Source organism: Cupriavidus sp. FW216-B1 (genome assembly GCF_058789195.1).
Genome location: NZ_JBYTEL010000011.1, coordinates 178,067 through 200,653, shown reverse-complemented (window position 1 = coordinate 200,653; position 22,587 = coordinate 178,067). Strand labels below are relative to the sequence as shown.

The following is a 22,587-nucleotide window of genomic DNA, read 5'->3' as shown; positions in this document are numbered from 1 at the left end:
GGCCGTTCGGTTCCTGGCGCGTGGCCGCGCGTCCTTCCTGGCGGTGCTTTCGGTTCCGCTTTCGGTGACGTTTCCGCCGGCATTTTCCGGTAATGTGCCGCCACCGTCATGCATGCCTGCCATGCCGGGTTTAAAAACAATTCGTGAATTCGTTTCTGAAATTTCTTTATTGATTGTTTTATATCAATTGCCCGCGCGATTGAAGTTCTGGCCGCCTTATTTCATGGAGAATTCGCCGCGAAATCAGGCCGGGAGTGGCGAAATGGAAGAACGGAGTTCAATTTGGCGCGGGAATGGCCGCCGGCAATGAGGGGAATCCACAATGCCGGCATAGATATGATTGACCTCGCCTCATGGCGATGGCAGTGTCTTGAAAAAACGGCAAGGCATCCGTTTTCGCGGGACCGGATCCGGATATTCGATCAGACGCTGTCGGACGCTTATCGGACATTTATCGGAAATTTATCGGAAATTTATCGGACGATATCGGAAAATTCCTGTTCGATAAAAAAGACGAGACATCTGCAAGCTGCCCGCGCGCCACGCTCGTGCGCCAATTTCACCGGCTGCGAAGCCATCGCCGTACCATACCCGGGCTTTGATCATGCCGGAGCGCCGCGCCCGGGCGACGCGCTCCGCTCGCCGGGCACCGGCGCTTTTCATCACAGGGAGTCAATCTTGTCCGAATCGGCCATCTCGGACCGCCCGCCGTGGCGCCGCCATCTGCTGCTGGCCTGCGTCGCGCTCGTGCCGCTGCTGTTGTGCGCGGTGCTGAGCTGGACCGAGGCGCGCCGCCACGAGCGGCGCGAGGCGATGCAGGTCGCCGACCTCGTGCGCAACCGGGCGGAAAGCATACTCGGGCACGCGCGCCTGGTGGCGGGCCAGTTGCTGCCGCTGACCGAGCAGCCGTGCGCGCCGATCGCCAACCAGCTGGCGCGCGTGGGCTCGCTGGAGCCGTATTTCCGCTCCGTGCTGCTGACCGACCACGACCGCATCTATTGCTCGTCGATCGACGGCCCCGTGGACTACCCGCTGTCCTCGGTCAAGGCGTTCCCGGTCAGGGTGCCCGGCAAGCCGTGGACCCGCATGGTGAGCGGCTCGCCGCTGATGCCGGACCGCCCGGCCCTGCTGGTGGAGAAATCCGGCGGCGCGCGCTCGGTGCTGACCATCGTCGACGGCCAGCACCTGCTCGACCTGCTGCAGGCCGTGGCGCCGCTCGGCGGCTACAGCCTGGAGCTGCGCGTGGGCGACGGCATCGCCCTGCGCGGCGGCGTGCCGGAGGCCACCCGCGCGATGACCTCGATGCTGTTCGAGGGCGACGCCGACGTGTCGGGCACCCGGATCGGCGTGCGCGTGCACGGCCTGCGCGCGCGCCTGTACGCCGCGTGGCACGAGCTGCTGCAGCGTTTCATGCCGTTCGCGGTGCTGCTGTCGGGCGTGCTGGTGTTCCTTTGCCACCGGCTGCAGCAGGGCCGGCGCTCGGAGCGCGAGCAACTGCTGCGCGCCATCCGCGACGGCGAGTTCCGCGTCGAGTACCAGCCGGTCTACAGCGCCGCCGAGGACCGCTGCGAGGGCGCGGAGGCGCTGCTGCGCTGGGACCGCCCGGGCACGGGCCCGGTGCGCCCCGATACCTTCATCGCCACCGCGGAGCAGACCCACGTCATCGTGCCGCTGACGCGGCACCTGCTGGAGATGGTGGCGCGCGATTTCCGCGGCTGGCAGACCCGGCCCGGGTTTCACCTCGGCATCAACCTCGCCGCCGAGCACCTGTCGAGCCCGGGCCTGCTGGCCGACATGCGCGCCTTCCTGGCCGAGGTGTCGGCGCGCCAGCCGGTGGTGGTGCTCGAAATCACCGAGCGCGGCCTGGTCGAGAACCCGGAGCAGGCGCAGCGCAACCTGCATGCCCTGCGCGCCGAGGGCGTGCGCGTGGCCATCGACGACTTCGGCACCGGCTATTGCGCGCTGTCGTACCTGCAGCGGTTTCCGTTCGACCTGCTCAAGGTCGACAAGGGCTTCGTGCAGGCCATCGACCCGGAGCAGGGCAACGCGCCGGTGCTGGACACCATCATCGGCCTGGCGCAGCGCCTCGGCGCCGGGCTGGTGGCCGAGGGCGTGGAGCGGCCGGTGCAGTTCGACTACCTGCGCGCGCGCGGCGTGTCGTTCATGCAGGGCTTCCTGTACGCGCGGCCGATGCCGCCGCTGGAATTCGCGCGCTGGTACGCGAGCGCGGGGCAGCGCCGCTTGCCGAGCAGCGCCGGCGAGGCAAAAAAAAGCCCCGCTACGCCGCGGGGCAACTACCACGAAGACTGATAGGAAGAGGCGGAAGGACACCTGCCAATGCCGCATCCGCACAGCGGACTATAGGCAGGTTTTGTGACGGACCGAAGACGTTCGCATGAAGACGTGATGACGGCGCGCGATGATGGCGGCGATGGGCCGCGAGGTCGGCCGTCGCGTCGCGGAAAACAGTGGCGCGGGGCGGCGCGCTAGCGGAAGGCGCCCGCGCGCGCATCGCCCTCGCGCCCGCCCGCGGCCGGCGTGCCGAAGCCGCGCACGAGCGCGTCGAGCAGCGTGCGCACCGCCGGCACCAGCCCGCGCCGGCTCGGGAATACCGCGTGGACGATGCCGACCGGCAGGCGGAATTCCGGCAGCACGCGGATCAGCGCGCCTTCGTCGAGCGCGCGCTGCACGAAGTTGTGGGGCAGGCATGCCACGCCGGCGCCATCGCAGGCGGCGTGCAGCAGGGTGGACATGTCGTCGGTCGCCAGCCGCGGCACGTGATGAAAGGGCACTTCCGTGCCGCCCGGCCCGCGCAGCGGCCATACGTGCTTGTCGGCCATGCGCGCGGTGCCCAGCGTGGGCAGGCCGGCGAGCGCCGCCACCGTGGCCGGATGGCCGTAGCAGGCGAGCAGGCGGGGGCTGGCGACCAGCACCATTGCCGAGTCGCCCAGCGGCCGCACGGCCAGGTCGGAGTCGTCGAGCGGCGGCCGCCGCACGCGGATGGCGATGTCGAACCCTTCCTTCACCACGTTGACGCGCCGGTTGGTGGCGACCAGGTCGATGCGCACCAGCGGGTGTTCGGCCAGGTAGCGCGACAGGATGGCCGCCACGTCGCTGCGCAGCAGCCCCGGCGGACAACTGAGGCGCACCACGCCCTGCGGCGCGGAACGCACGCGCTCGACGGCTTCGCGCGCCGCGCGCGCCTCGCTTTGCAGCGCCACGCAATGCCGGTAGAGCGTCTGCCCGATCTCCGTCACGGTGACGCTGCGGGTGGTGCGCTGGAGCAGCCGCACGCCGAGCTGCGCCTCGAGTTCCGCGACGCGCCGGCTCAGCTTCGATGCCTGCATGCCGGTGGCGCGCGCGGCGGCGGTATAGCCGCCGTGCTCGACCACCTGGGCGAACAGCAGCATGTCGGTCACGTCGGGGAAATCGGGCAGGTCGGCGGCGGCGGGCAAAAGTGGCTCCTTTGAACTATTGCAAATATAGAACGATCCCTTGCCGCAGGCTGCCTTGTTCCGCACCTGGGCGCGGCCTATTCTGCTCCCACACCGGCGTGCCAATGGTGGCAGGCCGCAAGACACCGCAAGGAATCGCAGCATGGGCAACAAACTCGAAGGCAAGATCGCCGTCATCACCGGCGCCAGTTCCGGCATCGGCCTGGCCACCGCCAGGCGCTTCGTCGCCGAAGGCGCGCGCGTCTTCATCACCGGCCGCCGCCAGGATGCGCTCGACGCCGCGGTCGCGCAGCTCGGCGGCAATGTCACGGCATTGCGCGGCGACGTCGCCAGCCTCGACGACCTGGACCGGTTCTACGCGCTGGTCGGGCAGGAGGCGGGACGGATCGACGTGCTGTTCGCCAATGCCGGCGGCGGCGAGTTCGCGCCGCTCGGCACGATCACCGAGGCGCACTACGAAAGCACCTTCGATACCAATGTGAAGGGCACCCTGTTCACGGTGCAGAAGGCGCTGCCGCTGCTCAAGGACGGCGCCTCGGTGATCCTGACCGGCTCCACCGCCGGCTCCTCGGGCACCGAAGCGTTCAGCGTGTACAGCGCCAGCAAGGCCGCGGTGCGCAACTTCGCGCGCTCGTGGATCCTCGACCTGAAGCCGCGCGGCATCCGCGTCAATGTGCTGAGCCCCGGGGCCACGCGCACGCCCGGGCTGACCGGGCTGGTGCCCGAAGGACAGGCCGATGCGATCTACGGCCACCTGGCGGCGGCTACGCCGCTCGGCCGGGTCGGTGATCCGGCCGAGATCGCCGCCGCCGCGCTGTTCCTCGCGTCGGACGACAGCAGCTTCGTGAACGGCGCCGAATTCTTTGTCGACGGCGGGCTCGCGCAGGTCTGAGTCCCGGCAAAAAAAAAGCCCGCCGCGCTGCCTGGCATTGCCGGAAACGGCGCCGCCGCGGCCTCAGATTTTTTCGAGCAGCAGGCCCTTGAGGTATTCGCCTTCGGGGAAGGCCGCCAGCATCGGGTGGTCGGTGCCGGCCGACAGGCGCCGCAGGATGCGCGCATCGACGCGCGCGTCGGTCGCCGCGCCGGCCACGATCTTCTGGAACAGCTCCATGCTGATCGCGCCCGAGCACGAGTACGTGAACAGCAGGCCGCCCGGGCGCAGCAACTGCATGCCGACCAGGTTGATCTCCTTGTAGGCGCGCGCGGCGCGGTCGATGTGCTGGGCCGACGGCGCGAACTTGGGCGGGTCGAGCACGATCAGGTCGAACTGGCGGCCCTCGGCGCGGAACTGACGCAGCGTCTTGAACACGTCGGCGTCGAGCCAGGTGGCGCGCGCGGGGTCGAAGCCGTTGAGCGTGACGTTGCCGGCGGCGGTCTTGAGCGCTTCGCCCGACGAGTCGATCGAAGTCACGGCGGTGGCGCCGCCGCGCAGCGCGGCCAGCGAGAAGCCGCCGGTGTAGCAGAAGCAGTTGAGCACCTCGCGGCCGGCGGCGAGGTCGCCGACCAGTTTGCGGTTGTCGCGCTGGTCCACGTAGAAGCCGGTCTTGTGGCCGTTGCGCACGTCCACGTAGTAGCGCACGCTGTGCTCGGTGACGTTGAGCGCCGGGTCGGGCTCGGCGCCGGCCAGCACGCCGGTGACCAGCGGCAGGCCTTCGCGCTCGCGCACGGCGGCGTCGGAGCGCTCGTAGACGTTGGGGCAGCCGGTCTCCTTGACCAGCGCCTGCACCAGCGCGTCCTTCCAGGCTTCCACGCCGGCCGAGTTGAACTGGCACACCAGCTGGCCGCCCGCGCCGCTGCCGTAGTAGTCGACGATCAGGCCCGGCAGGCGGTCGGACTCGCCGAAGACCAGGCGCACGGCGTTGCTGTCGGCGACCCACTGCTTGCGGTGCGCGAGCGCGGCGGACACGCGGCGCTTGAACATGGCGTGGTCGACCGGCTCGTTCTCGTCGAAGCTCCACACCCGCGCGCGGATCTGCGAAGAGGGGCTGTACGCCGCGCGCGCCAGGAAGCGGCCGTCGGCGGCACGCACGATCACGGTGCTGCCCGGCTCGCAACGGCCTTCGGTGGCGGCCACGCCGGTGGCGTAGACCCAGGGGTGGCGGCGCAGCAGCGATTTTTCCTTGCCGGGCTTGAGGGTGATGGTGTTCATGGTTTTTTTGGTTTTGGGGCTGGCAGCGGCGGGCAACGAAGCCGGGGGTTTTTTCGGCACGGCGGCATTCGCAAGCCACCGCCCTCTCCCCCGGCCCCTCTCCCGCGGGCGGGAGAGGGGAGAAACTCCCGGGGCGATTGACGAAGCCGCGAACGGGCCCACACCGCGAGAGCTGGCCCAGGCAAGGTGTTCCCCCTCTCCCCTCACGGGGAGAGGGGCGGTTTAGCTAGGAGCCACATCAAGCGGGGCCAGCGGTTTTGTCCAGCGCAGAGGCGAGAAACGAAGCCGCCGGTTTTTTCCAGCACGGCAGCATTCGCAACCCCCGCGCCCTCTCCCGCAAGCAGGAGAGGAGCGCGAACTACAGCACGATCTTGACCATCGGGTGCGAGGTCAGCGCGCGGTACAGGTCGTCGAGCTGCTCGCGGCTGGTGACCCACACGGTGATGGTCAGGCCGAGGTAGTTGCCGTTGCGCGAGGGGCGCATTTCCAGCTTGCCGGCGTGAAAGTCGGCGTCGAACTCCTGCACCAGCGTGACGATGGCTTCGGCGAAGCCGTCCTGCATGCTGCCCATCACCTTGATGGGGAAATGGCTGGGGTATTCGATCAGCGATTCGGACGGCGGGATGTCGCCCGGCCTGCCCTTGGGGTCGTCGGTGCTCATGGCAAAGCCCTCCTGCTTACTTGCGCTTGAACCACAGGCGGATGGTATCCCACAGGCGGCCGAAGAAGCCGGCCTCGGGCACTTCCTCGAGCGCCACCACCGGGAACTCGGCCACCTTGGTGGCGCCGTCCATCAGCTTGACGGTGCCGACCTGCTGGCCGGCGGCGATCGGCGCCACCAGCAGCTCCTGGCGCTCCAGCACCGGCTTGATGCGCGCGCCCGTGCCCTTGGGCACGGTGATGAAGGTCTCGTCCTTGACGCCGATCTTGATGGTGGACGCGCGGCCCTTGTAGATGTCCGGCGTGGCCAGCACCTGGCCGCGGTCGTACAGGCGCAGCGTGTCGAAGAACTGGAAGCCGTAGTTGAGGATCTTCAGGCTTTCCTGCGTGCGCACGGCTTCGGTGGCGGTGCCGATCACCACCGAGATCAGGCGGCGCGAACCGTTCGGCACGTTGGCCAGCGGGCGCTTGGCCGACGAGATCAGGCAGTAGCCGGCCGACTTGGTGTGGCCGGTCTTGACGCCGTCCACGGTCGGGTCGATGTAGAGCAGGCGGTTGCGGTTGGGCTGGCGGATCTTGTTGTAGGTGAATTCCTTCTGCGAGTACATGCCGTAGTACTCGGGGAAGTCCTTGATCAGGCGCGTGGTCAGCGTGGCCAGGTCGTTGGCCGTGGTGTAGTGGTTCGGGTCGGGGATGCCGTCGGTGTTGGTGAAGTGGGTGTTCTTCATGCCCAGTTGCTGGGCCTGGCGGTTCATCATCGCCACGAAGCCTTCTTCCGAGCCGCCCACGGCTTCGGCCAGCGCCAGCGCGGCGTCGTTGCCGGACTGCACGATCAGGCCTAGCAGCAGGTCCTGCACGCTGACCGGCTTGTTGGGTTCGAGGAACATGCGCGACTCGTCGCTCTTGACCTTGAGCACCAGCGTGGTCGGCACCACGGTCTGCTCCAGCGTCAGGCGCTTTTCCTTGAGCGCGGCGAAGGCCAGGTAGGCGGTCATCAGCTTGGTCAGCGAGGCCGGCTCGATGCGCTGGTCGGCGTTCTGCGAAGCCAGGGCCTGGCCGCTGGTGGCGTCGAACAGCATCCAGGACTTGGCCGCGACCTGCGGCGTTGGCACGCCCTGGGCGCGCGCGGGCGCGGGGGCGAGCAGCGTGGCGGCGCCGACCACGGCGGCGGTGGCGGCGGCCAGGACGGACGTGTTGGCGGACGCGAGAAGCGGCGTGGCTCTATTCAACATGTTTCAGTTTCCGACAAAAAAATGGGTACGGGCAAGGCGCGGGCGGGGCGGGCAGAAGCGCTGCCGCGTCACCGCTCCCACGCATTGACGACGAGCTGCTTGATCAGGTGCAGCTTGCGGTGAAAGAAGTGGTCGGCGCCGGGAATCACGATCACGGGCAGCTCCTGCGGGCGCGCCCAGTCGAACACGCTCGCCAGCGGCACGGTCTCGTCCTGCTCGCCGTGGATGACGATGGTGTCGGCCGGCACCCCGGCCACCTGCCAGCGGCTGGCGGCGGTGCCGACCATGACCAGGCGCTGCGCGGGCGTGCCGGCCTCGGCCAGGCGCCGGGCGACGTGGCTGGCGACGAAGCTGCCGAACGAGAAGCCGCCCAGCGCCAGCGGCAGCGTGGCGGCCTCGGGCGACCAGCCGGTCTGCGCGCGCATCCAGTCGATCACGGCGAGCAGGTCGTCCTGCTCGCCCACGCCGTTGTCGTGGGTGCCGGCGCTGCCGCCCACGCCGCGGAAGTTGGGGCGCACGGTGGCGTAGCCGAGCTGCACGAAGCTGCGCGCCAGGGTCTGCGCCACCTTGTTGTCCTTGGTGCCACCGAACAGCGGATGCGGGTGGGCCACCAGCGCGAGGCCGCGCGGCGCCTGGCCCTGCGGCAGGTCCACCGAGAGTTCGATGGCGCCGGCCGGGCCGGTGATGGTGAGTACCTGGGTATGCGCGTTCATGGAAAACCGGAAGATGGCGGTATGGCTGGCGACGGCGCGGTGGCGCGCGGGCTTGCAGCGATGCCGGGGATTCAGGGGTGTCCGCGCGGCGGGCGCGGACCGGCGGCTCAGCGGTCGATCATCAGGCGCTCGACCGGCTTGCCGCCCACCAGGTGGCTGTCGATGATTTCGTCGATGTCGTGCTCGTCGACGAAGGTGTACCAGACGGCCTCGGGATAGACCACCAGCACCGGGCCGAGTTCACAGCGGTCCAGGCAGCCGGACTTGTTGATCCGCACGCGCCCTTCGCCGTTGATGCCGAGCGCCTTGCAGCGCTTCTTGGCGTATTCCTGCATGGCCTGGGCGTTGTGGTCGGCGCAGCAGGCCCGGCCGTCGTCGCGCTGGTTGAGGCAGAAGAAAACGTGGTGCTGGTAGAAGCTGCTCATGCGTGCTCGGCGGATGTCGTCGGGTGTCGGCGGAGGTCGGCGATCTGTGGCACCGGAGGCTGGTGCCCGGCGTGCGCCGGCCGCTGGGTCAGGTGGAAGCCCTGAATTATACGGCGTTGCGCGCGGCGATTTACCGCTTTGCCGCGGTGCCGCCGGGCGGGAACGCGGCGGCCGAGCTCGCGGGTGGCGTAACGGGCACCTTTACCGGCGCCGTCGTACGGATTCCCGGACGCGCGCTTTCCGGAATTCCGGAAAGCCGGAGTGCGCGCGCCTGCGCCTGGAGAATTCCCGTTTGGAATCATGAGGTTGTCGCGTGGCGCCGGGCTGGCACGGCGGTTGCAATGCTTAGGCCAGACGCGTCCTCGTCGAGAAGGGCGCGCGATCCTGCCGCCGCCGCGGCGGCGGGCACGGTCAAAACACCGAGGACGACATCATGAGGAAACCCTTTTACAAGATCCTGTACGTGCAGGTGCTGTTCGCCATCGCGGTCGGCATCGTGCTCGGACACTACTGGCCCGACACCGGCGTGGCCATGAAGCCGCTTGGCGACGCGTTCATCAAGCTGATCAAGATGATCATCGGGCCGATCATCTTCTGTACCGTGGTGTCCGGCATCGCCGGCATGCGCGACATGAAGAAGGTCGGCCGGGTCGGCGGCAAGGCGCTGCTGTACTTCGAGATCGTCTCCACCTTCGCGCTGCTGATCGGCCTGCTGGCCGCCCATGCGCTCAAGCCGGGCGTGGGCTTCAACATCGATCCGGCCACGCTGGACACCAAGGCGATCTCGCAGTACGTGAAGCAGGCGCACGGCCAGAGCACGGTCGACTTCTTCATGCACATCATCCCGGACACGATCTTCAGCGCGTTCGCCAACGGCGAAATCCTGCAGATCCTGCTGGTGTCGATGTTCTTCGGCTCGGCGCTGGCGGCGATGGGCGACCGCTCGAAGATCGTGTTCGACTTCGTCGAGCAGGTCTCCAAGGTGTTCTTCCACATCGTGCACGTCATCACCAAGGTCGCGCCGCTCGGCGCGTTCGGCGCGATGGCCTTCACCATCGGCAAGTACGGCCTGGGCTCGCTGGTGCCGCTGCTCAAGCTGATCGGCACGTTCTACTTCACGGCCATCGTGTTCGTGGTGGTGGTGCTGGGCACGATCGCGCGCTTCACCGGCTTCTCGATCTTCCGCTTCGTCGCCTACATCAAGGAAGAGCTGCTGATCGTGCTGGGCACCAGCTCGTCGGAGGCCGCGCTGCCGCACCTGATGGAAAAGCTGGAAAAGCTCGGCTGCTCCAAGTCGGTGGTGGGCCTGGTGGTGCCCACGGGTTACTCGTTCAACCTGGACGGCACCAACATCTACATGACGATGGCGGTGATCTTCATCGCCCAGGCCACCGGCATCGAGCTGACGCTGCTGCAGCAGTTCACCGTGCTGGGCGTGGCGATGATCACCTCCAAGGGCGCCAGCGGCGTGACCGGCTCGGGCTTCATCACGCTGGCCGCCACGCTGGCGGTGGTGCCTGACATCCCGGTGGCGGGCATGGTGCTGATCCTCGGCATCGACCGCTTCATGAGCGAGTGCCGCGCGCTGACCAACATCGTTGGCAACGGCGTGGCCACGGTGGTGATGTCGGCCTGGGAGCGCGAGCTCGACCGCAAGCAGCTCGACCGCGTGCTGCGCGGCGGCGGCGATGGCACGGCCGAACTTGCCGAAGCCGGCACCGGCGCCCGCTGAGGACGCCGCCGGCGCCCGCGGGCCGGCCGCGGCGCCCGCCGGCGCCGCCCGCCAGCGGGTATCATCGGCGCGTGTCCCAACGCATGCGCCGATGCCACATTCCGACGATTTCCTCGCCGTGCATGATCCCGCTTCCGACCGCCTGGTGCACGCGCCGGGCGAGGGCGGCGGGACGCTGCGGGGATTTGCCGCGGCGCTGGCCGCCGGCCTGTTGCTGCTGTGCGCGCTGACCTGGCTGGTCTCGGTGCAGCGCGGCATCGACGCACTGCAGCAGACCACCGCCACGCGCGCCGACCGCTACGCGGCCACGCTGGAAAGCACGCTGGACCGCTACGAGTTCCTGCCCGCGCTGGTCTCGCTCCATCCCTTCGTACACGACCTGCTGGCCGCGCCCGACGATCCCGCGCGCGTGGCGGCGGCCAACCGCTACCTGGCCGAGGTCAACCGGCGCGCGCGCGCCTCGGCCACCTACGTGATCGCCGCCAACGGCATCGCGCTGGCGGCCAGCAACCATGACCTGCCGGGCAGCTTCGTCGGCACCGACTACCGCTTCCGGCCCTATTTCCAGATGGCCGCGCGCGGCCAGGTCGGGCGCTTCTACGCCATCGGCGTGACCAGCGACGAGCCCGGCTACTACATCGCCCAGCCGGTCCGGTCGGGCGGGCGCGTGGTGGGCGTGACGGTGGTCAAGCTCAACCTGGAGTGGTTCCAGCGCGCCGGCGCCGGCGGCACCGAGCCGGTGATGGTGAGCGACGACCACGGCGTGATCTTCCTGTCTTCCGTGCCGGCCTGGCAGTACCGCACGCTGCGCCCGCTGCCGCCGGCGCTGCAGACGGAGCTGGACCGCACGCGCCAGTACCACGGCCAGGCGGTCAGGCCGCTGCCGCTCGAGGCGCTGCAGTCGCCGGTGACGCGCTGGCTCACCCAGGCCGTGCTGCGCGACGGCGCGCGGCTGGTGCGCATCGGCACCGGCGGCGGCGCCGAGCGCTACCTGGAGATCAGCCGCAAGGTCGGCCCGGCCGACTGGACCATGCAGGTGATGGCCGCGCTCGACCCGGTGCTGGCCAGCGCACGCAACGCCACGCTGGGCGCGGCGCTGGCCTATGCCTGCATGTGCCTGCTGCTGTTCAACTGGCGCCAGCGTCGCCAGCGCGCGCGCGATATCGAGTACGGCCGGCGCCTGCTGGAAGCCGCCTACGACGAGCTGGAGCGCCGCGTGGAGGCGCGCACCGCCGACCTGATGGCGATCAACGAGCAGCTCGAGGCCGAGGTGGCCGAGCGCACCCGCGCCGAGAGCGAACTGCGCGCGGCCCAGGACGAGCTGGTGCAGGCCAGCAAGCTGGCGGCACTGGGCCAGATGGCCGCCGGCATCACCCACGAGCTGAACCAGCCGCTGGCGGCGCTGCGCACGTTCTCCGACAACACGCGCGTGCTGCTCGAGCGCGGCAAGCTGGATGCCGCCACCGACAACCTCGCCGCCATCGCCGACCTGACCGCGCGCATGGGCAAGATCACCGGCCAGCTCAAGCTGTTCGCCGGCAAGGCGCGCCCGCGCCGCCACGCGGTGCCGGTGCGCGCCGCGCTCGACCACGTGCTGGCGCTGATGGCGCCGCGCCTGGGCGCGGTGGCGCTGCGGGTGGAAGGCCTGCAGGCGGCGCCCGGCCCGGCGGTGTGGGCCGACGAGCTCAAGCTCGAACAGGTGCTGCTCAACCTGCTCGGCAACGCGCTCGATGCGCTGGCCGCCGCCGCGCCCGCGGCGCCCTGCGTCGAGGTGGTGGTCGGCGAGCAAGGCGACACCGTCAGCATCGCGGTGCGCGACAATGGCGGCGGCATCGCCGAAGACGCGCTGCCGCGGCTGTTCGAACCGTTCTTCACCACCAAGGAAATCGGCCAGGGGCTGGGCCTGGGCCTGGCCATCTCCACCTCCATCGTGCGCGAGTTCGGCGGCCAGTTGAGCGCGGCCAACCGCGCCGGCGGCGGCGCCGAGTTCGTGGTGGTGCTGCGGCGCGCGCCCGCGCCGGACGGCGCCGGGGCGGTGCCCGCGGCGTCCGACGCCGCTTCCCCTACCCATACCGAGTGAGCATTGCCATGCAAGACGGATTGCGTGTCCTGTTCGTCGAAGACGAACCCCTGGTGCGCCAGGCTACCGCGCAGAGCCTGGAGCTTGCTGGCTTCAACGTGCTGGCGCTGCCTTCGGCCGAAGCCGCCATGCCGCACCTGTCGGCCGAGTTTCCCGGCGTGCTGGTGACGGACGTGCGCCTGACCGGCGCCAGCGGGCTGGACCTGCTGCAGCACTGCCGCAACGCCGCGCCGGGCGTGCCGGTGATCCTGGTCACCGGCCACGGTGACATCACGATGGCCGTGCAGGCCATGCGCGAGGGCGCCTACGATTTCATCGAGAAGCCGTTCGGCGCCGACCGCCTGACCGAGACCGTGCGCCGCGCGCTCGAGCGGCGCGCGCTGGAGCTGGAAAACCACGCGCTGCGGCGCGAGCTGGCCGGGCCCGCGGCGGGCACGCGCATCATCGGCCGCTCGCCGGCCATCGAGCAGGTGCGCATGCTGGTGGCGAACGTGGCCGCCACCGATGTGCCGGTGATGATCAACGGCGAGACCGGCACCGGCAAGGAGCTGGTGGCGCGCAGCCTGCACGCGCTGTCCACGCGCCACCAGGCGCCGTTCGTGGCGCTGAACTGCGGCGCGGTGCCGGAGGCCATCTTCGAGAGCGAGATGTTCGGCCACGAGGCCGGCGCCTTCACCGGCGCGGGCAAGCGCCGCGTGGGCAAGCTCGAGCATGCCTCGGGCGGCACGTTGTTCCTCGACGAGATCGAGAGCATGCCGCTGGCCTTGCAGGTCAAGCTGCTGCGCGTGCTGCAGGAGGGCACGCTGGAGCGGCTCGGCTCCAATGCCTCGATCGGCATCGACGTGCGCATCGTGGCGGCGGCCAAGGGTGACATGGAGACGCTGGTGGCCAACGGCACCTTCCGCCAGGATCTGCTGTACCGGCTCAACGTGGTGACGATCCCGCTGCCGCCGCTGCGCGAGCGGCGCGAGGACATCGTGCCGCTGTTCGAGCATTTCATGCTGGTGGCGGCGGTGCGCTACCAGCGGCCCGCGCCGATCCTGTCCGAGCTGCAGCGCCAGGCGCTGATGCAGCGCGCCTGGCCCGGCAACGTGCGCGAGCTGCGCAACGCCGCCGACCGCCTGGTGCTGGGCGTGCCGGAGGGCGGCGCGCGCGCCGACGCGCCGGACGACTCCACGCCGCTCAAGGAGCGCATGGAGCACTACGAGCGCGCGGTGATCGCCGACACGCTGGCGCGCACCGGCGGCGCGGTCAGCCAGGCGGCCGACCTGCTGCAGGTCGGCAAGGCCACGCTGTACGAGAAGATCAAGCGCTACGGCCTGTGAAGGGCCTATGAAAGGCCCATGAAGGGTCGATGAAGGGCCGCCGGTGGGCTGCGGCCGGCGCCGGCTGCATCTCTTGATACACTCGCGGGCTCTGCATGCCGCGCGGCCCCGCGCCGCCCGGCGTGCCTCCGAACAGCTCATCCGGAACAAGCCATGAACGAGGTATCCCTGGAGGCCGGCGCGACCGTGCGGGTCGACGGACATCAACTGACTGCCGCCGCGGTGGCGCAGGTGGCGCGCGGCGGCGCCGCGCGGCTGGACGACGCGGCGCGCGCGCACGTGGCCGATGCGCGCGCGCGCTTCGAGCAACTGGCCTCGGCCAATATCCCGATCTACGGCGTGTCCACCGGCTTCGGCGAGCTGGTCCACAACTGGGTGGACATCGAGCATGGCCGCGCGCTGCAGGAAAACCTGCTGCGCAGCCACTGCGCCGGCGTGGGCCCGCTGTTCGCGCGCGAGGAAGTGCGCGCCATGATGGTGGCGCGCGCCAACGCGCTGGCGCGCGGCTATTCGGCGGTGCGCCCGCTGGTGATCGAGCAGCTGCTGCGCTACGTGGAAGCGGGCATCACGCCGGCGGTGCCGCAGGTCGGCTCGCTCGGCGCCAGCGGCGACCTCGCGCCGCTGTCGCACATCGCCATCACGCTGATCGGCGAAGGCAAGGTGCTGCTGGCCGACGGCGGCACCGCGCCCACCGCGCAGGTGCTGCGCGAGCACGGCATCGAGCCGATCAAGCTGGCCTACAAGGAAGGGCTGGCGCTGATCAACGGCACCTCGGCCATGACCGGCATGTCGTGCCTGCTGCTGGAGACCATGCGCGCGCAGGTGACGCAGGCGGAGATCATCGCCGCGCTGGCGCTCGAAGGGCTGAACGCCTCGGCCGACGCCTTCATGACGCACGGCCACGACATCGCCAAGCCGCACCCCGGGCAGGTGCAGTCCGCCGCCAACATGCGCGCGCTGCTGGCGGGCGCCACGCGCCTGTCCGGCCACGGCGAGCTGGCCGGCGAGATGAAGACGCGCGCCGGCGCCGAGAAGAACACCGGCACCGGCGTGTTCATCCAGAAGGCCTACACGCTGCGCTGCATCCCGCAGGTGCTGGGCGCGGTGCGCGACACGCTGGGCCACTGCGCCGCGGTGGTGGAGCGCGAGCTGAACTCGTCCAACGACAACCCGCTGTTCTTCGACGACGGCGAGCTGTTCCACGGCGGCAATTTCCACGGCCAGCAGGTGGCGTTCGCGATGGACTTCCTGGCCATCGCGGCGACGCAGCTCGGCGTGGTGTCCGAGCGCCGCCTGAACCGCCTGCTGAGCCCGCACCTGAACAACGGCCTGCCGGCGTTCCTGGCGGCGGCCAACGAGGGCCTGAGCTGCGGCTTTGCCGGCGCGCAGTATCCGGCCACCGCGCTGATCGCCGAGAACCGCACCATCTGCAGCCCGGCCAGCATCCAGAGCGTGCCGTCCAACGGCGACAACCAGGACGTGGTGAGCATGGGCCTGATCGGCGCGCGCAACGCGCGCCGCATCATCGACAACAACCAGTACATCCTCGCCGTGGAACTGCTGGCCGCGTGCCAGGCGGCCGAGCTGGCGGGGGCGGTGGCGCACCTGTCGCCGGCCGGGCGCGCGGTGTTCGGCTTCGTGCGCGAGCGCGTGCCGTTCCTGGACATGGACCGCTACATGACCGACGACATCGAGGCCATCGCCGCGCAGTTGCGCGCGGGCGCGCTGGTGGCGGTGGCGCGCGCGGCGGGCGCCGCGGTGCACTGAGGCGCTTGATTAGCGCCGATCTGCGCTGAGATGCGCCAGGATGTGCCGTGATGCGCCGAAATGTGTTGAGGCGCGGCGGCTAGCGCCACATGTCGCGCATCTTGCTGCCGAGGTCCAGCTTCGGCAGCGAAGCCTTGGCGGGGGCCTGCGGCACCGGCGGCGGCTCCGGCCACGCCCGGCTGTGGAACAGCGGCATCACGCGGTTGGGCAGGAAGCGCGTGCGCGAGGCATAGATGTGGCGGTCGCCGAAGCCGCTTTGCTGCTGCACGTAGAAGCGCTGCGGCACCACGATGTCCAGGTGGTCGCGCGCGCGCGTCATGGCCACGTAGAGCAGGCGGCGCTCCTCCTCGATTTCCTCGGTGGTGCCGGTGGCGAGGTCCGACGGCATGCAGCCGTCCACGGCGTTGAGCACGTAGACCGCCTTCCATTCCTGGCCCTTGGCGGAGTGGATGGTGGACAGGATCAGGTAGTCCTCGTCGCGCAGCGGCGCGCCGGATTCGTCGCTCGACGCATCGGGCGGGTCGAGCGTGAGCTCGGTCAGGAAGCGCTCGCGCGAGGCGTAGGTGGCGGCGACGCGCTCGAGCTGCTGCAGGTCGGCGGCGCGCGCGTGGGCGTCGTCGTGCATGCGCTCCAGGTGCGGCTGGTACCACGCCACCACCTGCTCGAAGACCGACGGCCACGGCGCGGCCGGCGCCATCAGCACGCGCGCCAGCGCGACGAACTCCGGCCACGCCTCGGCCGCGGCCGGCGGCGCCTCGAACGATTCGAGCGCGAACAGCGGCTCGGTGGCGACCTCGATGGCGTCGAGCACGCGCGCGGCGGTCTTGGGCCCCACGCCCGGCATCAGCTGCAGGCTGCGGAAGGCCGCCATGCGGTCGCGCGGATTCTCCATCCAGCGCACCACCGACAGCACGTCCTTGACGTGCGTCGACTCCAGGAATTTCAGGCCGCCGAACTTCACGAACGGGATGTTGCGGCGGACCAGTTCGATCTCGAGCTGCGCGCTGTAGTCGGCGGCGCGGAACAGCACCGCCTGCGAGATCAGCGCCAGTCCGGCCTCGCGCCGCGCCAGGATCTGCTCGGCCACGTAGCGGGCCTGGTCGGCCTCGTCGTTGACCACCACGATGTGCGGCTTCTCGGCCGAGGCGCGCTCGGACCACAGGTCCTTGGTGAAGCGCTCGGCGGCCAGGCCGATCACGGCGTTGGCGGCGCACAGGATGGGCTGCGTGGAGCGGTAGTTCTGCGACAGCGTGACCATGTCCGCCGCCGGCGAGAACCGCGTGGGGAAATCGAGGATGTTGCGCACGGTGGCGCCGCGGAACGCGTAGATGGACTGCGCGTCGTCGCCGACCACCGTGAGGCCGCGCCCGTCCGGCTTCAGGCGCAGCAGGATGGCGGCCTGCAGCGCGTTGGTGTCCTGGTATTCGTCGACCAGCACGTGGTCGAAGCGCGCGCCCATGTCCTGCGCCAGCGCCGGCTCGCCGAGCGCCTGCGCCCAGTAGAGCAGCAGGTCGTCGTAGTCCAGCACCTGCTGCTTCTGCTTGGCTTCCACGTAGCCGGCGAACAGGCCGCGCAGCGCGTCGGCCCACTGGGCGTAGCGCGGGAACCAGTGCTTGAGCACGTCTTCGAGCGGGGCCTGGGTGTTGACCACGCGCGAATAGATCGACAGGCAGGTTTCCTTGCGCGGGAAGCGCGTGGCCTGCGCCGACAGGCCGAGGTCGTGCCGCACCATGTTCATCAGGTCGGCGGCGTCGCCGCGGTCGCTGATGGTGAAGGCGGGCGACAGGCCGAGCGTCTCGGCGTATTCGCGCAGCAGGCGCGCGCCGATGGCGTGGAAGGTGCCCGACCATTGCAGCGCGGCGCGCCCGGCGCCCGAGGCCTGGTTGCCGAGCGCCTGGTCGACGATGCGCTCCACGCGCCGCCCCATCTCGGCGGCGGCGCGGCGCGAGAACGTCAGCAGCAGGATGCGGCGCGGATCGGCGCCGCCCAGCACCAGGTGCGCCACGCGGTGCGCCAGCGTGTTGGTCTTGCCCGAGCCGGCGCCGGCGATGATGAGCAGCGGCGAGTGCGCCTCGTGCGTCACGGCGGCGCGCTGTTCGGGATTCAGCTTCGCGAGATGCGGCGGCACCTCCGCGGCGGGCGGCGGCGGCGTGGCGGGCGAAGCCGGAGGGGCGTCGCCGGGAGCGGCAATAGGGGTGGCAGGGGCGGCAGGGGTGGCAGCGGGGGCGGAATCGAGTAGCACGGCAGGAGCCTCTGGGCTGCGGGGGCGCGCATGTGCGCTGCCCGGCATGGGCGGGACGAGGGCGAGAAACGGCTGCCGGTAACTGTATATCTATACAGGCCGCGCGCGCAAGCCGCAGCGTTGCGCGCGTGGCCCTGTCAGCGGGAAACGCTGCGGGAAAGTGCCTGCAAAGGCTGGCGCAGGCGGGGAAAGACGAGAAAGAAGGCGGGTCAGGCGGCCTTGGCCAGCGCGTCGTCGAGCAGCTTGTGCAGCGCATCCCACTCGGGCTCGCCCACGTAGCGCTTGAGGATGTGGCCGTCCTTGTCGATCACGAAGGTGGTCGGGGTCAGTTGCACTTCGCCGAAGGCCTTGGCGGCGGCGCCGTCGGAGTCCATCGCCACCTTGAACGGCAGCTGGCGCGTCTGCGCATAGTTCATCACGTACATCGGCGGATCGTAGCTCATCGCCACCGCCACGAACTCCAGGCCCTTGCCCTTGAACTTGTCGTAGGTGCGGACCATTTCCGGCATCTCCTTGACGCAGGTGGTGCAGCTGGTGGCCCAGAAGTTGACGAGGTAGACCTTGCCCTTGAGGTCGGCGGTGCTGATCTTCTGGCCCGACAGCAGCGTGAAGGTGGCGGGCGGCGCGGCGTTGGCCGGCGCGATCGCGCGGTAGCCGAAGAAGCCGAGCACGGCGACCAGCACCACGGCGCCGATGACGGGCCACAGCTTGCGCTGGGCGGCGCGGGTGGTCGGGGTGGACATGGCGGGGGAAGCCGAGGTCGTCATGATGCTTGCCGGCGGGTCAGGGGATAAGCTCCCATTCTACTGCCGCGGCCGAAGCGCTGCCGGAGGCAATTCCGGGCGCGGCCGGGCTGCGGCGATTGGCCGCAGTGCCGGGCGGCGTCAGCGTGGCGCCGCCGCCAGCGCCGCGCGGGCCTGGTCCAGCGCCTGCTCCAGGTAGGCGCCGTAGAAATCCGGCTGCAGGCCTTGCAGCGGCGCGGCCAGCGAGCGGCCGCGGGCGTCGAGGAACAGCACCGTGGGCGCCACCGACACGTTGTGGCTGCGCGCCCAGTCGCGCGCGGTGGTCATGGTGCCGTCGGCATTGCGCAGCGGCGTGGCGGCGGTCATGTCCAGCTCGCGCGCCTCGATCTCGCCGGCGGCGGCCTGCGGGCCGAGATAGTTGCGGCGCACGGTCTCGCAGTAGACGCAGCCGGGCAGGCTGACCAGCACCACCAGCGGCTGGCCCTTGCCGGCGGCGGCCGCGCCCTGCGCGGCGAGGTCGGTGGCGGGCGGCAGGCGGGCGGGCGCGGCCAGCGCGCTCGCGCCGCCGGCGAGCAGGGCGGCACCGAGCAGCACGGCGGCCACGGCATGCCGGGCGCGCGCGCATGGCAGCGGCATCGGGGACGGGGCGCGGGGCAGGCTCGGCATGGCGGGGGAGGGGGTGGGGAATGCAGGAATACGCGCTGGCGCGCGGGTTCCCCGATAATAGCGGCTTCCGTCCGTACCCGTGGCGCCGCGCCGGCCCGCGGGCGCGGGACCGCACCATCACGCAGCAGCCGTCCGCAGGACCGTTGCCCTATCCGCCGCCGCGATGCCCCACGCCTGGTTGTCCCGCCTGCCGTCCACGCTGTCCGCCCTTGGCGCGGCCGCCGCCGTCTGCGCGCTCGTCGGCTGCTCGCCGCGCTACGACTGGCGCACCATCCAGTCCAGCGAGGGCGCCTACGCCGCGCTCTACCCGGGCAAGCCGACCGGCGCGGCGCGCGAGGTGGCCATCGCCGGGCGCAAGCTGCCGATGACGATGGATGCGGCGCGCGTCGACGAGACCCTGTTCGCCGTGGGCGTGGTGACGCTGCCCGCCGACGACGCCGCCTTGCGCCAGGCCGCGCTCGAATCGATGCAGGCCGGGCTGCTCGGCAACCTCGGGCCGCACGCGCCCGACGCGGTCAAGACGCGCCAGGTGACGGTGATGTCCGCCGCCACGCCGGCGGTGGCGCTGCCGGGCGTGGAGGTGCAGGTGGCGGCGGTGTCGCCGCAGGACCAGGCGCCGCGCCGGCTGACCGCGCGGCTGGTGGCCTCGGGCGTGCGGGTCTACCAGGCGGTGGTGCTGGAGGCCGGCGACGCCGCGCGCGACCAGCGCCAGGCCGAGCAGGTCGACCAGTTCCTGACGGGTTTCCATCCGTTCTGAGTGCGGGACTGGCGCAACGTTTTTTCAAGGAGTGATGTCATGCGTTGGGAAGTTTGGCTGGCCTATTTCGCGGCCTGTTGGGTGATTGCCGTGTCGCCGGGTTCGGGCGCGGTGCTGTCGATGAGCCACGGCCTGTCCTACGGGCTGCGCAAGACCACCACCACCATCTTCGGCCTGCAGGCGGGGCTGGTGATCATCCTGCTGGTGGCGGGCGGCGGCCTGGGCGCGCTGCTGCTGGCTTCCGAGCACGCCTTCGCCGTGGTCAAGACGATCGGCGCGCTCTACCTGATCTACCTGGGCGTGCAGCAATGGCGCGCGCGCGTGGAGGACAGCCCGGCCGCCGCCGAGGACGCGGCCGCCGCGCCGCGCGTGGCCGCGCTGAGCCCGCGCCGGCGCTTCGCCACCGGGCTGCTGACCAACGTGACCAATCCCAAGGGCATCATCTTCATGGTGGCGGTGCTGCCGCAGTTCATCGACCCCACGCATCCGCTGGCGCCGCAGCTCGCCATCCTGGCCGCGACCATGTGCGGCGTGGACCTGGTGGTGATGCACGGCTACGCGCTGCTGGCCTCGCGCATGCGCGGCCTGTTCCGCAACGCGCGCGCCATGCGCTGGCAGAACCGCGTGTTCGGCAGCGTGCTGGTGGCGGTGGGCACGGCGCTGTTCTTCGTGCGGCGCCATCCGGCCTGACCGTCGGGCCCGCCCGCGCCGGCCGCATCGCGGCTGGCCCCGGGGTCGCGGGTTTGCTTAAATAGGTGCATTGTTCCGTTGCGGAGTCCAGCCATGCGCAGTCCCTCCCTCTTGCAGGCCCTGCGGTCCGGGCGTCCGTTCCATACCGTGCCGCCGGTGGAGGAGCCCGGGCCGCCGGGGGTGCCGCCCGACCTGCCGCTGCCGCCCGAGGAAGACCCGCCGCCGGCGGAGCCGCCGGTGGCCGTGCCGCCGCGCGGCTGAGGGCATTCGCCCAAGCCCCTCCCAAGGCTTGCTCAAGACCATCTCAAGGCCCGCGCAGCGCGCGCCGGTACTGGATGGCCTCGCCCACATGGCCGGGCTGCAATAGCCCGGCGCCTTCCAGGTCCGCCACCGTGCGGGCGATCTTCAATACCCGGAAATAGGCGCGCGCCGACCACGCCAGCTTGGTCATGGCGGCGCGCAGCATGGCCTGCGCCTCGGGCGCGAGCGGGCAGTGCTCGTCGATCTCGCGGCCGGCCAGGGCGGCGTTGGATTTGCCCTGGCGCGCCTGCTGGCGGGCGCGCGCGGCCAGTATGCGCTCGCGCACGTCGGCGCTGGCTTCGCCGGGCGGGCCGTCGAGCATGTCCTGCTGGTCCTGGGCGCGCACCTCGACCTGCAGGTCGATGCGGTCGAGCAGCGGGCCGGAGAGCCGGGACTGGTAGCGCTGGACCTGGTCGGGCGTGCAGCGGCAGGGCCGGGACGGATGGCCGAGGTAGCCGCACGGGCACGGGTTCATGGCGGCGACGAACTGGAAGCGGGCCGGGAAGTCGGCCTGGCGGTTGGCGCGCGAGATGGTGACGCGGCCGGATTCCAGCGGCTCGCGCAGGACTTCGAGCACGCGGCGGTCGAACTCGGGCAGCTCGTCCAGGAACAGCACGCCGTGGTGGGCGAGGGAAATCTCGCCGGGCCGGGGATTGCCGCCGCCGCCGACCAGCGCGGCGGCCGAGGCGGTGTGGTGCGGCGCGCGGTAGGGCCGCTCGCGCCAGCGGGCGGGCTGGAAGCCGGCGTTGGTGAGGCTTTGCACGGCGGCCGACTCGAGCGCTTCTTCCAGCGTCATCGGCGGCAGCAGGCCCGGGAAGCGCTGCGCGAGCATCGACTTGCCGGTGCCGGGCGGCCCCACCAGCAGCGCCGAATGCTGGCCCGCGGCGGCGATCTCCATCGCGCGGCGGGCCTGGGCCTGGCCGCGCACGTCGCGCATGTCGGGGCAGTCCGGGCCATTGTCGGCGAGCGCGACCAGCGGTTCGGCGCGCGGCAGGCGGCCGTCGGGCAGCGGCCCAAGGTGAGCGCAGACTTCCAGCAGGGAGCGCGCCGCGTAGACGGTGACGCCGTCGATCAGGGCGGCCTCGGGGGCGTTCTCGGCCGCCACCACGAAGGCGCGCGCCGGCCCGGCGCCGGCGGCCGCGCGCGCGGCGTTGTCGCGCCCGAGGCCCATCGTCATGGCCAGCGCGCCGCGCACCGGGCGCAGCGCGCCGGACAGCGACAGCTCGCCGGCGAACTCGCAGGCGTCCAGCCCGTCGAGCGGGATCTGCCCGCTGGCGGCGAGGATGCCGAGGGCGATGGGCAGGTCGAAGCGCCCCGATTCCTTGGGCAGGTCGGCCGGCGCGAGATTGACGGTGATGCGCCGGTTCGGGAATTCGAAACGGCTGTTGAGGATGGCCGCGCGCACGCGCTCGCGGCTTTCGCGGACCTCGGTCTCGGCCAGGCCGACGATGCTGCAGGCGGGCAGGCCGTTGGCGAGATGGACCTCGACCGACACCAGCGGGGCTTCCAGCCCGGTCAGGGCGCGGCTGCGCAGCAGGGCGAGGCTCATCGCGGCGCCGCCGGCGTTGCGGAAGTGTTAACGAAAATGGCCGCCGGAGTGCGGCGGCCATCGTGGCGGGTCGGGCTGCGGCCCGGGCTTCCCGGTGTCCCG

The 22,587-nt window shown here is 70.8% G+C and carries 19 protein-coding genes; 9 read left to right on the top strand and 10 right to left on the bottom strand.

From position 1 onward, the window contains the following. Positions 1-678: 678 nt before the first annotated feature. A complete protein-coding gene (locus tag AC3WXD_RS22535) occupies positions 679-2,310 on the top strand; it encodes an EAL domain-containing protein (RefSeq protein WP_492324719.1) in 1,632 nt (543 codons plus the stop codon). A gap of 176 nt (positions 2,311-2,486) precedes the next feature. Here AC3WXD_RS22535 and AC3WXD_RS22530 read toward each other — a convergent pair whose 3' ends face one another. After that, positions 2,487-3,455, bottom strand: coding sequence for a LysR substrate-binding domain-containing protein (locus AC3WXD_RS22530; RefSeq protein ID WP_492324718.1), 969 nt, complete (start codon positions 3,453-3,455; stop codon positions 2,487-2,489). A 142-nt stretch (positions 3,456-3,597) separates the two neighbouring features. Here AC3WXD_RS22530 and AC3WXD_RS22525 point away from each other — a divergent pair, with 142 nt between their 5' ends. Next, the gene (locus tag AC3WXD_RS22525) at positions 3,598-4,347 is read left to right on the top strand and encodes an SDR family NAD(P)-dependent oxidoreductase (protein ID WP_020204444.1); all 750 of its coding nucleotides are present in this window, start codon (positions 3,598-3,600) and stop codon (positions 4,345-4,347) included. Between the two features lie 63 nt (positions 4,348-4,410). Here AC3WXD_RS22525 and AC3WXD_RS22520 read toward each other — a convergent pair whose 3' ends face one another. The 5 genes from AC3WXD_RS22520 to AC3WXD_RS22500 all read right to left on the bottom strand — a co-directional run bounded on the left by AC3WXD_RS22520 (position 4,411) and on the right by AC3WXD_RS22500 (position 8,634). Next, on the bottom strand, positions 4,411-5,604 hold the full coding sequence (locus tag AC3WXD_RS22520) for a class I SAM-dependent rRNA methyltransferase (protein ID WP_492324717.1): 1,194 nt from the start codon (positions 5,602-5,604) through the stop codon (positions 4,411-4,413). 358 nt (positions 5,605-5,962) lie between these two features. Then, entirely contained in the window at positions 5,963-6,265 is a 303-nt protein-coding gene (locus tag AC3WXD_RS22515) for an HP0495 family protein (protein WP_020204442.1), read from the bottom strand. Between the two features lie 16 nt (positions 6,266-6,281). Beyond that, complete coding sequence (locus AC3WXD_RS22510) at positions 6,282-7,496, bottom strand: D-alanyl-D-alanine carboxypeptidase family protein (protein ID WP_492324716.1); 1,215 nt, start codon at positions 7,494-7,496, stop codon at positions 6,282-6,284. Positions 7,497-7,564: 68 nt separating this feature from the next. Next, positions 7,565-8,209: an alpha/beta hydrolase gene (locus AC3WXD_RS22505; protein WP_059410378.1), complete on the bottom strand. Its 645-nt coding sequence runs from the start codon at positions 8,207-8,209 to the stop codon at positions 7,565-7,567. Between the two features lie 107 nt (positions 8,210-8,316). Beyond that, positions 8,317-8,634, bottom strand: coding sequence for a (2Fe-2S) ferredoxin domain-containing protein (locus AC3WXD_RS22500; protein WP_020204439.1), 318 nt, complete (start codon positions 8,632-8,634; stop codon positions 8,317-8,319). Between the two features lie 433 nt (positions 8,635-9,067). Here AC3WXD_RS22500 and AC3WXD_RS22495 point away from each other — a divergent pair, with 433 nt between their 5' ends. The 4 genes from AC3WXD_RS22495 (at position 9,068) to cmdF (ending at position 15,538) form a co-directional block, all read left to right on the top strand. After that, positions 9,068-10,366, top strand: coding sequence for a dicarboxylate/amino acid:cation symporter (locus AC3WXD_RS22495; RefSeq protein WP_020204438.1), 1,299 nt, complete (start codon positions 9,068-9,070; stop codon positions 10,364-10,366). 91 nt (positions 10,367-10,457) lie between these two features. Then, positions 10,458-12,446 carry a sensor histidine kinase gene (locus tag AC3WXD_RS22490; RefSeq protein WP_492324715.1) on the top strand — a complete coding sequence of 663 codons (1,989 nt, stop codon included), beginning with the start codon at positions 10,458-10,460 and terminating at the stop codon, positions 12,444-12,446. Between the two features lie 8 nt (positions 12,447-12,454). After that, positions 12,455-13,771, top strand: a complete 1,317-nt coding sequence (locus AC3WXD_RS22485) for a sigma-54-dependent transcriptional regulator (protein WP_029043905.1) — start codon at positions 12,455-12,457, stop codon at positions 13,769-13,771. 153 nt (positions 13,772-13,924) lie between these two features. After that, positions 13,925-15,538: a tyrosine 2,3-aminomutase gene (gene cmdF / locus AC3WXD_RS22480; RefSeq protein ID WP_492324714.1), complete on the top strand. Its 1,614-nt coding sequence runs from the start codon at positions 13,925-13,927 to the stop codon at positions 15,536-15,538. 79 nt (positions 15,539-15,617) lie between these two features. Here cmdF and AC3WXD_RS22475 read toward each other — a convergent pair whose 3' ends face one another. From AC3WXD_RS22475 to AC3WXD_RS22465, 3 genes are all read right to left on the bottom strand, one after another. Then, complete coding sequence (locus tag AC3WXD_RS22475) at positions 15,618-17,666, bottom strand: ATP-dependent helicase (RefSeq protein ID WP_020204434.1); 2,049 nt, start codon at positions 17,664-17,666, stop codon at positions 15,618-15,620. Between the two features lie 323 nt (positions 17,667-17,989). Further along, positions 17,990-18,547 (bottom strand): TlpA disulfide reductase family protein, encoded by a 558-nt coding sequence (locus AC3WXD_RS22470; protein WP_492324713.1) that lies wholly within the window; start codon positions 18,545-18,547, stop codon positions 17,990-17,992. A gap of 117 nt (positions 18,548-18,664) precedes the next feature. After that, positions 18,665-19,159, bottom strand: a complete 495-nt coding sequence (locus AC3WXD_RS22465; RefSeq protein ID WP_492324712.1) for a thioredoxin fold domain-containing protein — start codon at positions 19,157-19,159, stop codon at positions 18,665-18,667. 193 nt (positions 19,160-19,352) lie between these two features. Between AC3WXD_RS22465 and AC3WXD_RS22460 the strand changes: the two genes are divergently transcribed. From AC3WXD_RS22460 to AC3WXD_RS22450, 3 genes are all read left to right on the top strand, one after another. Then, positions 19,353-19,946 (top strand): hypothetical protein, encoded by a 594-nt coding sequence (locus AC3WXD_RS22460; protein WP_454730846.1) that lies wholly within the window; start codon positions 19,353-19,355, stop codon positions 19,944-19,946. 39 nt (positions 19,947-19,985) lie between these two features. Further along, the gene (locus AC3WXD_RS22455; protein WP_059410384.1) at positions 19,986-20,636 is read left to right on the top strand and encodes a LysE family transporter; all 651 of its coding nucleotides are present in this window, start codon (positions 19,986-19,988) and stop codon (positions 20,634-20,636) included. 93 nt (positions 20,637-20,729) lie between these two features. Next, positions 20,730-20,897 carry a hypothetical protein gene (locus AC3WXD_RS22450; RefSeq protein WP_492324711.1) on the top strand — a complete coding sequence of 56 codons (168 nt, stop codon included), beginning with the start codon at positions 20,730-20,732 and terminating at the stop codon, positions 20,895-20,897. 43 nt (positions 20,898-20,940) lie between these two features. On the opposite strand, the gene AC3WXD_RS22445 is transcribed toward AC3WXD_RS22450, so the two are convergent. Beyond that, entirely contained in the window at positions 20,941-22,485 is a 1,545-nt protein-coding gene (locus AC3WXD_RS22445) for a YifB family Mg chelatase-like AAA ATPase (RefSeq protein ID WP_492324710.1), read from the bottom strand. Between the last annotated feature and the right edge of the window lie 102 nt (positions 22,486-22,587).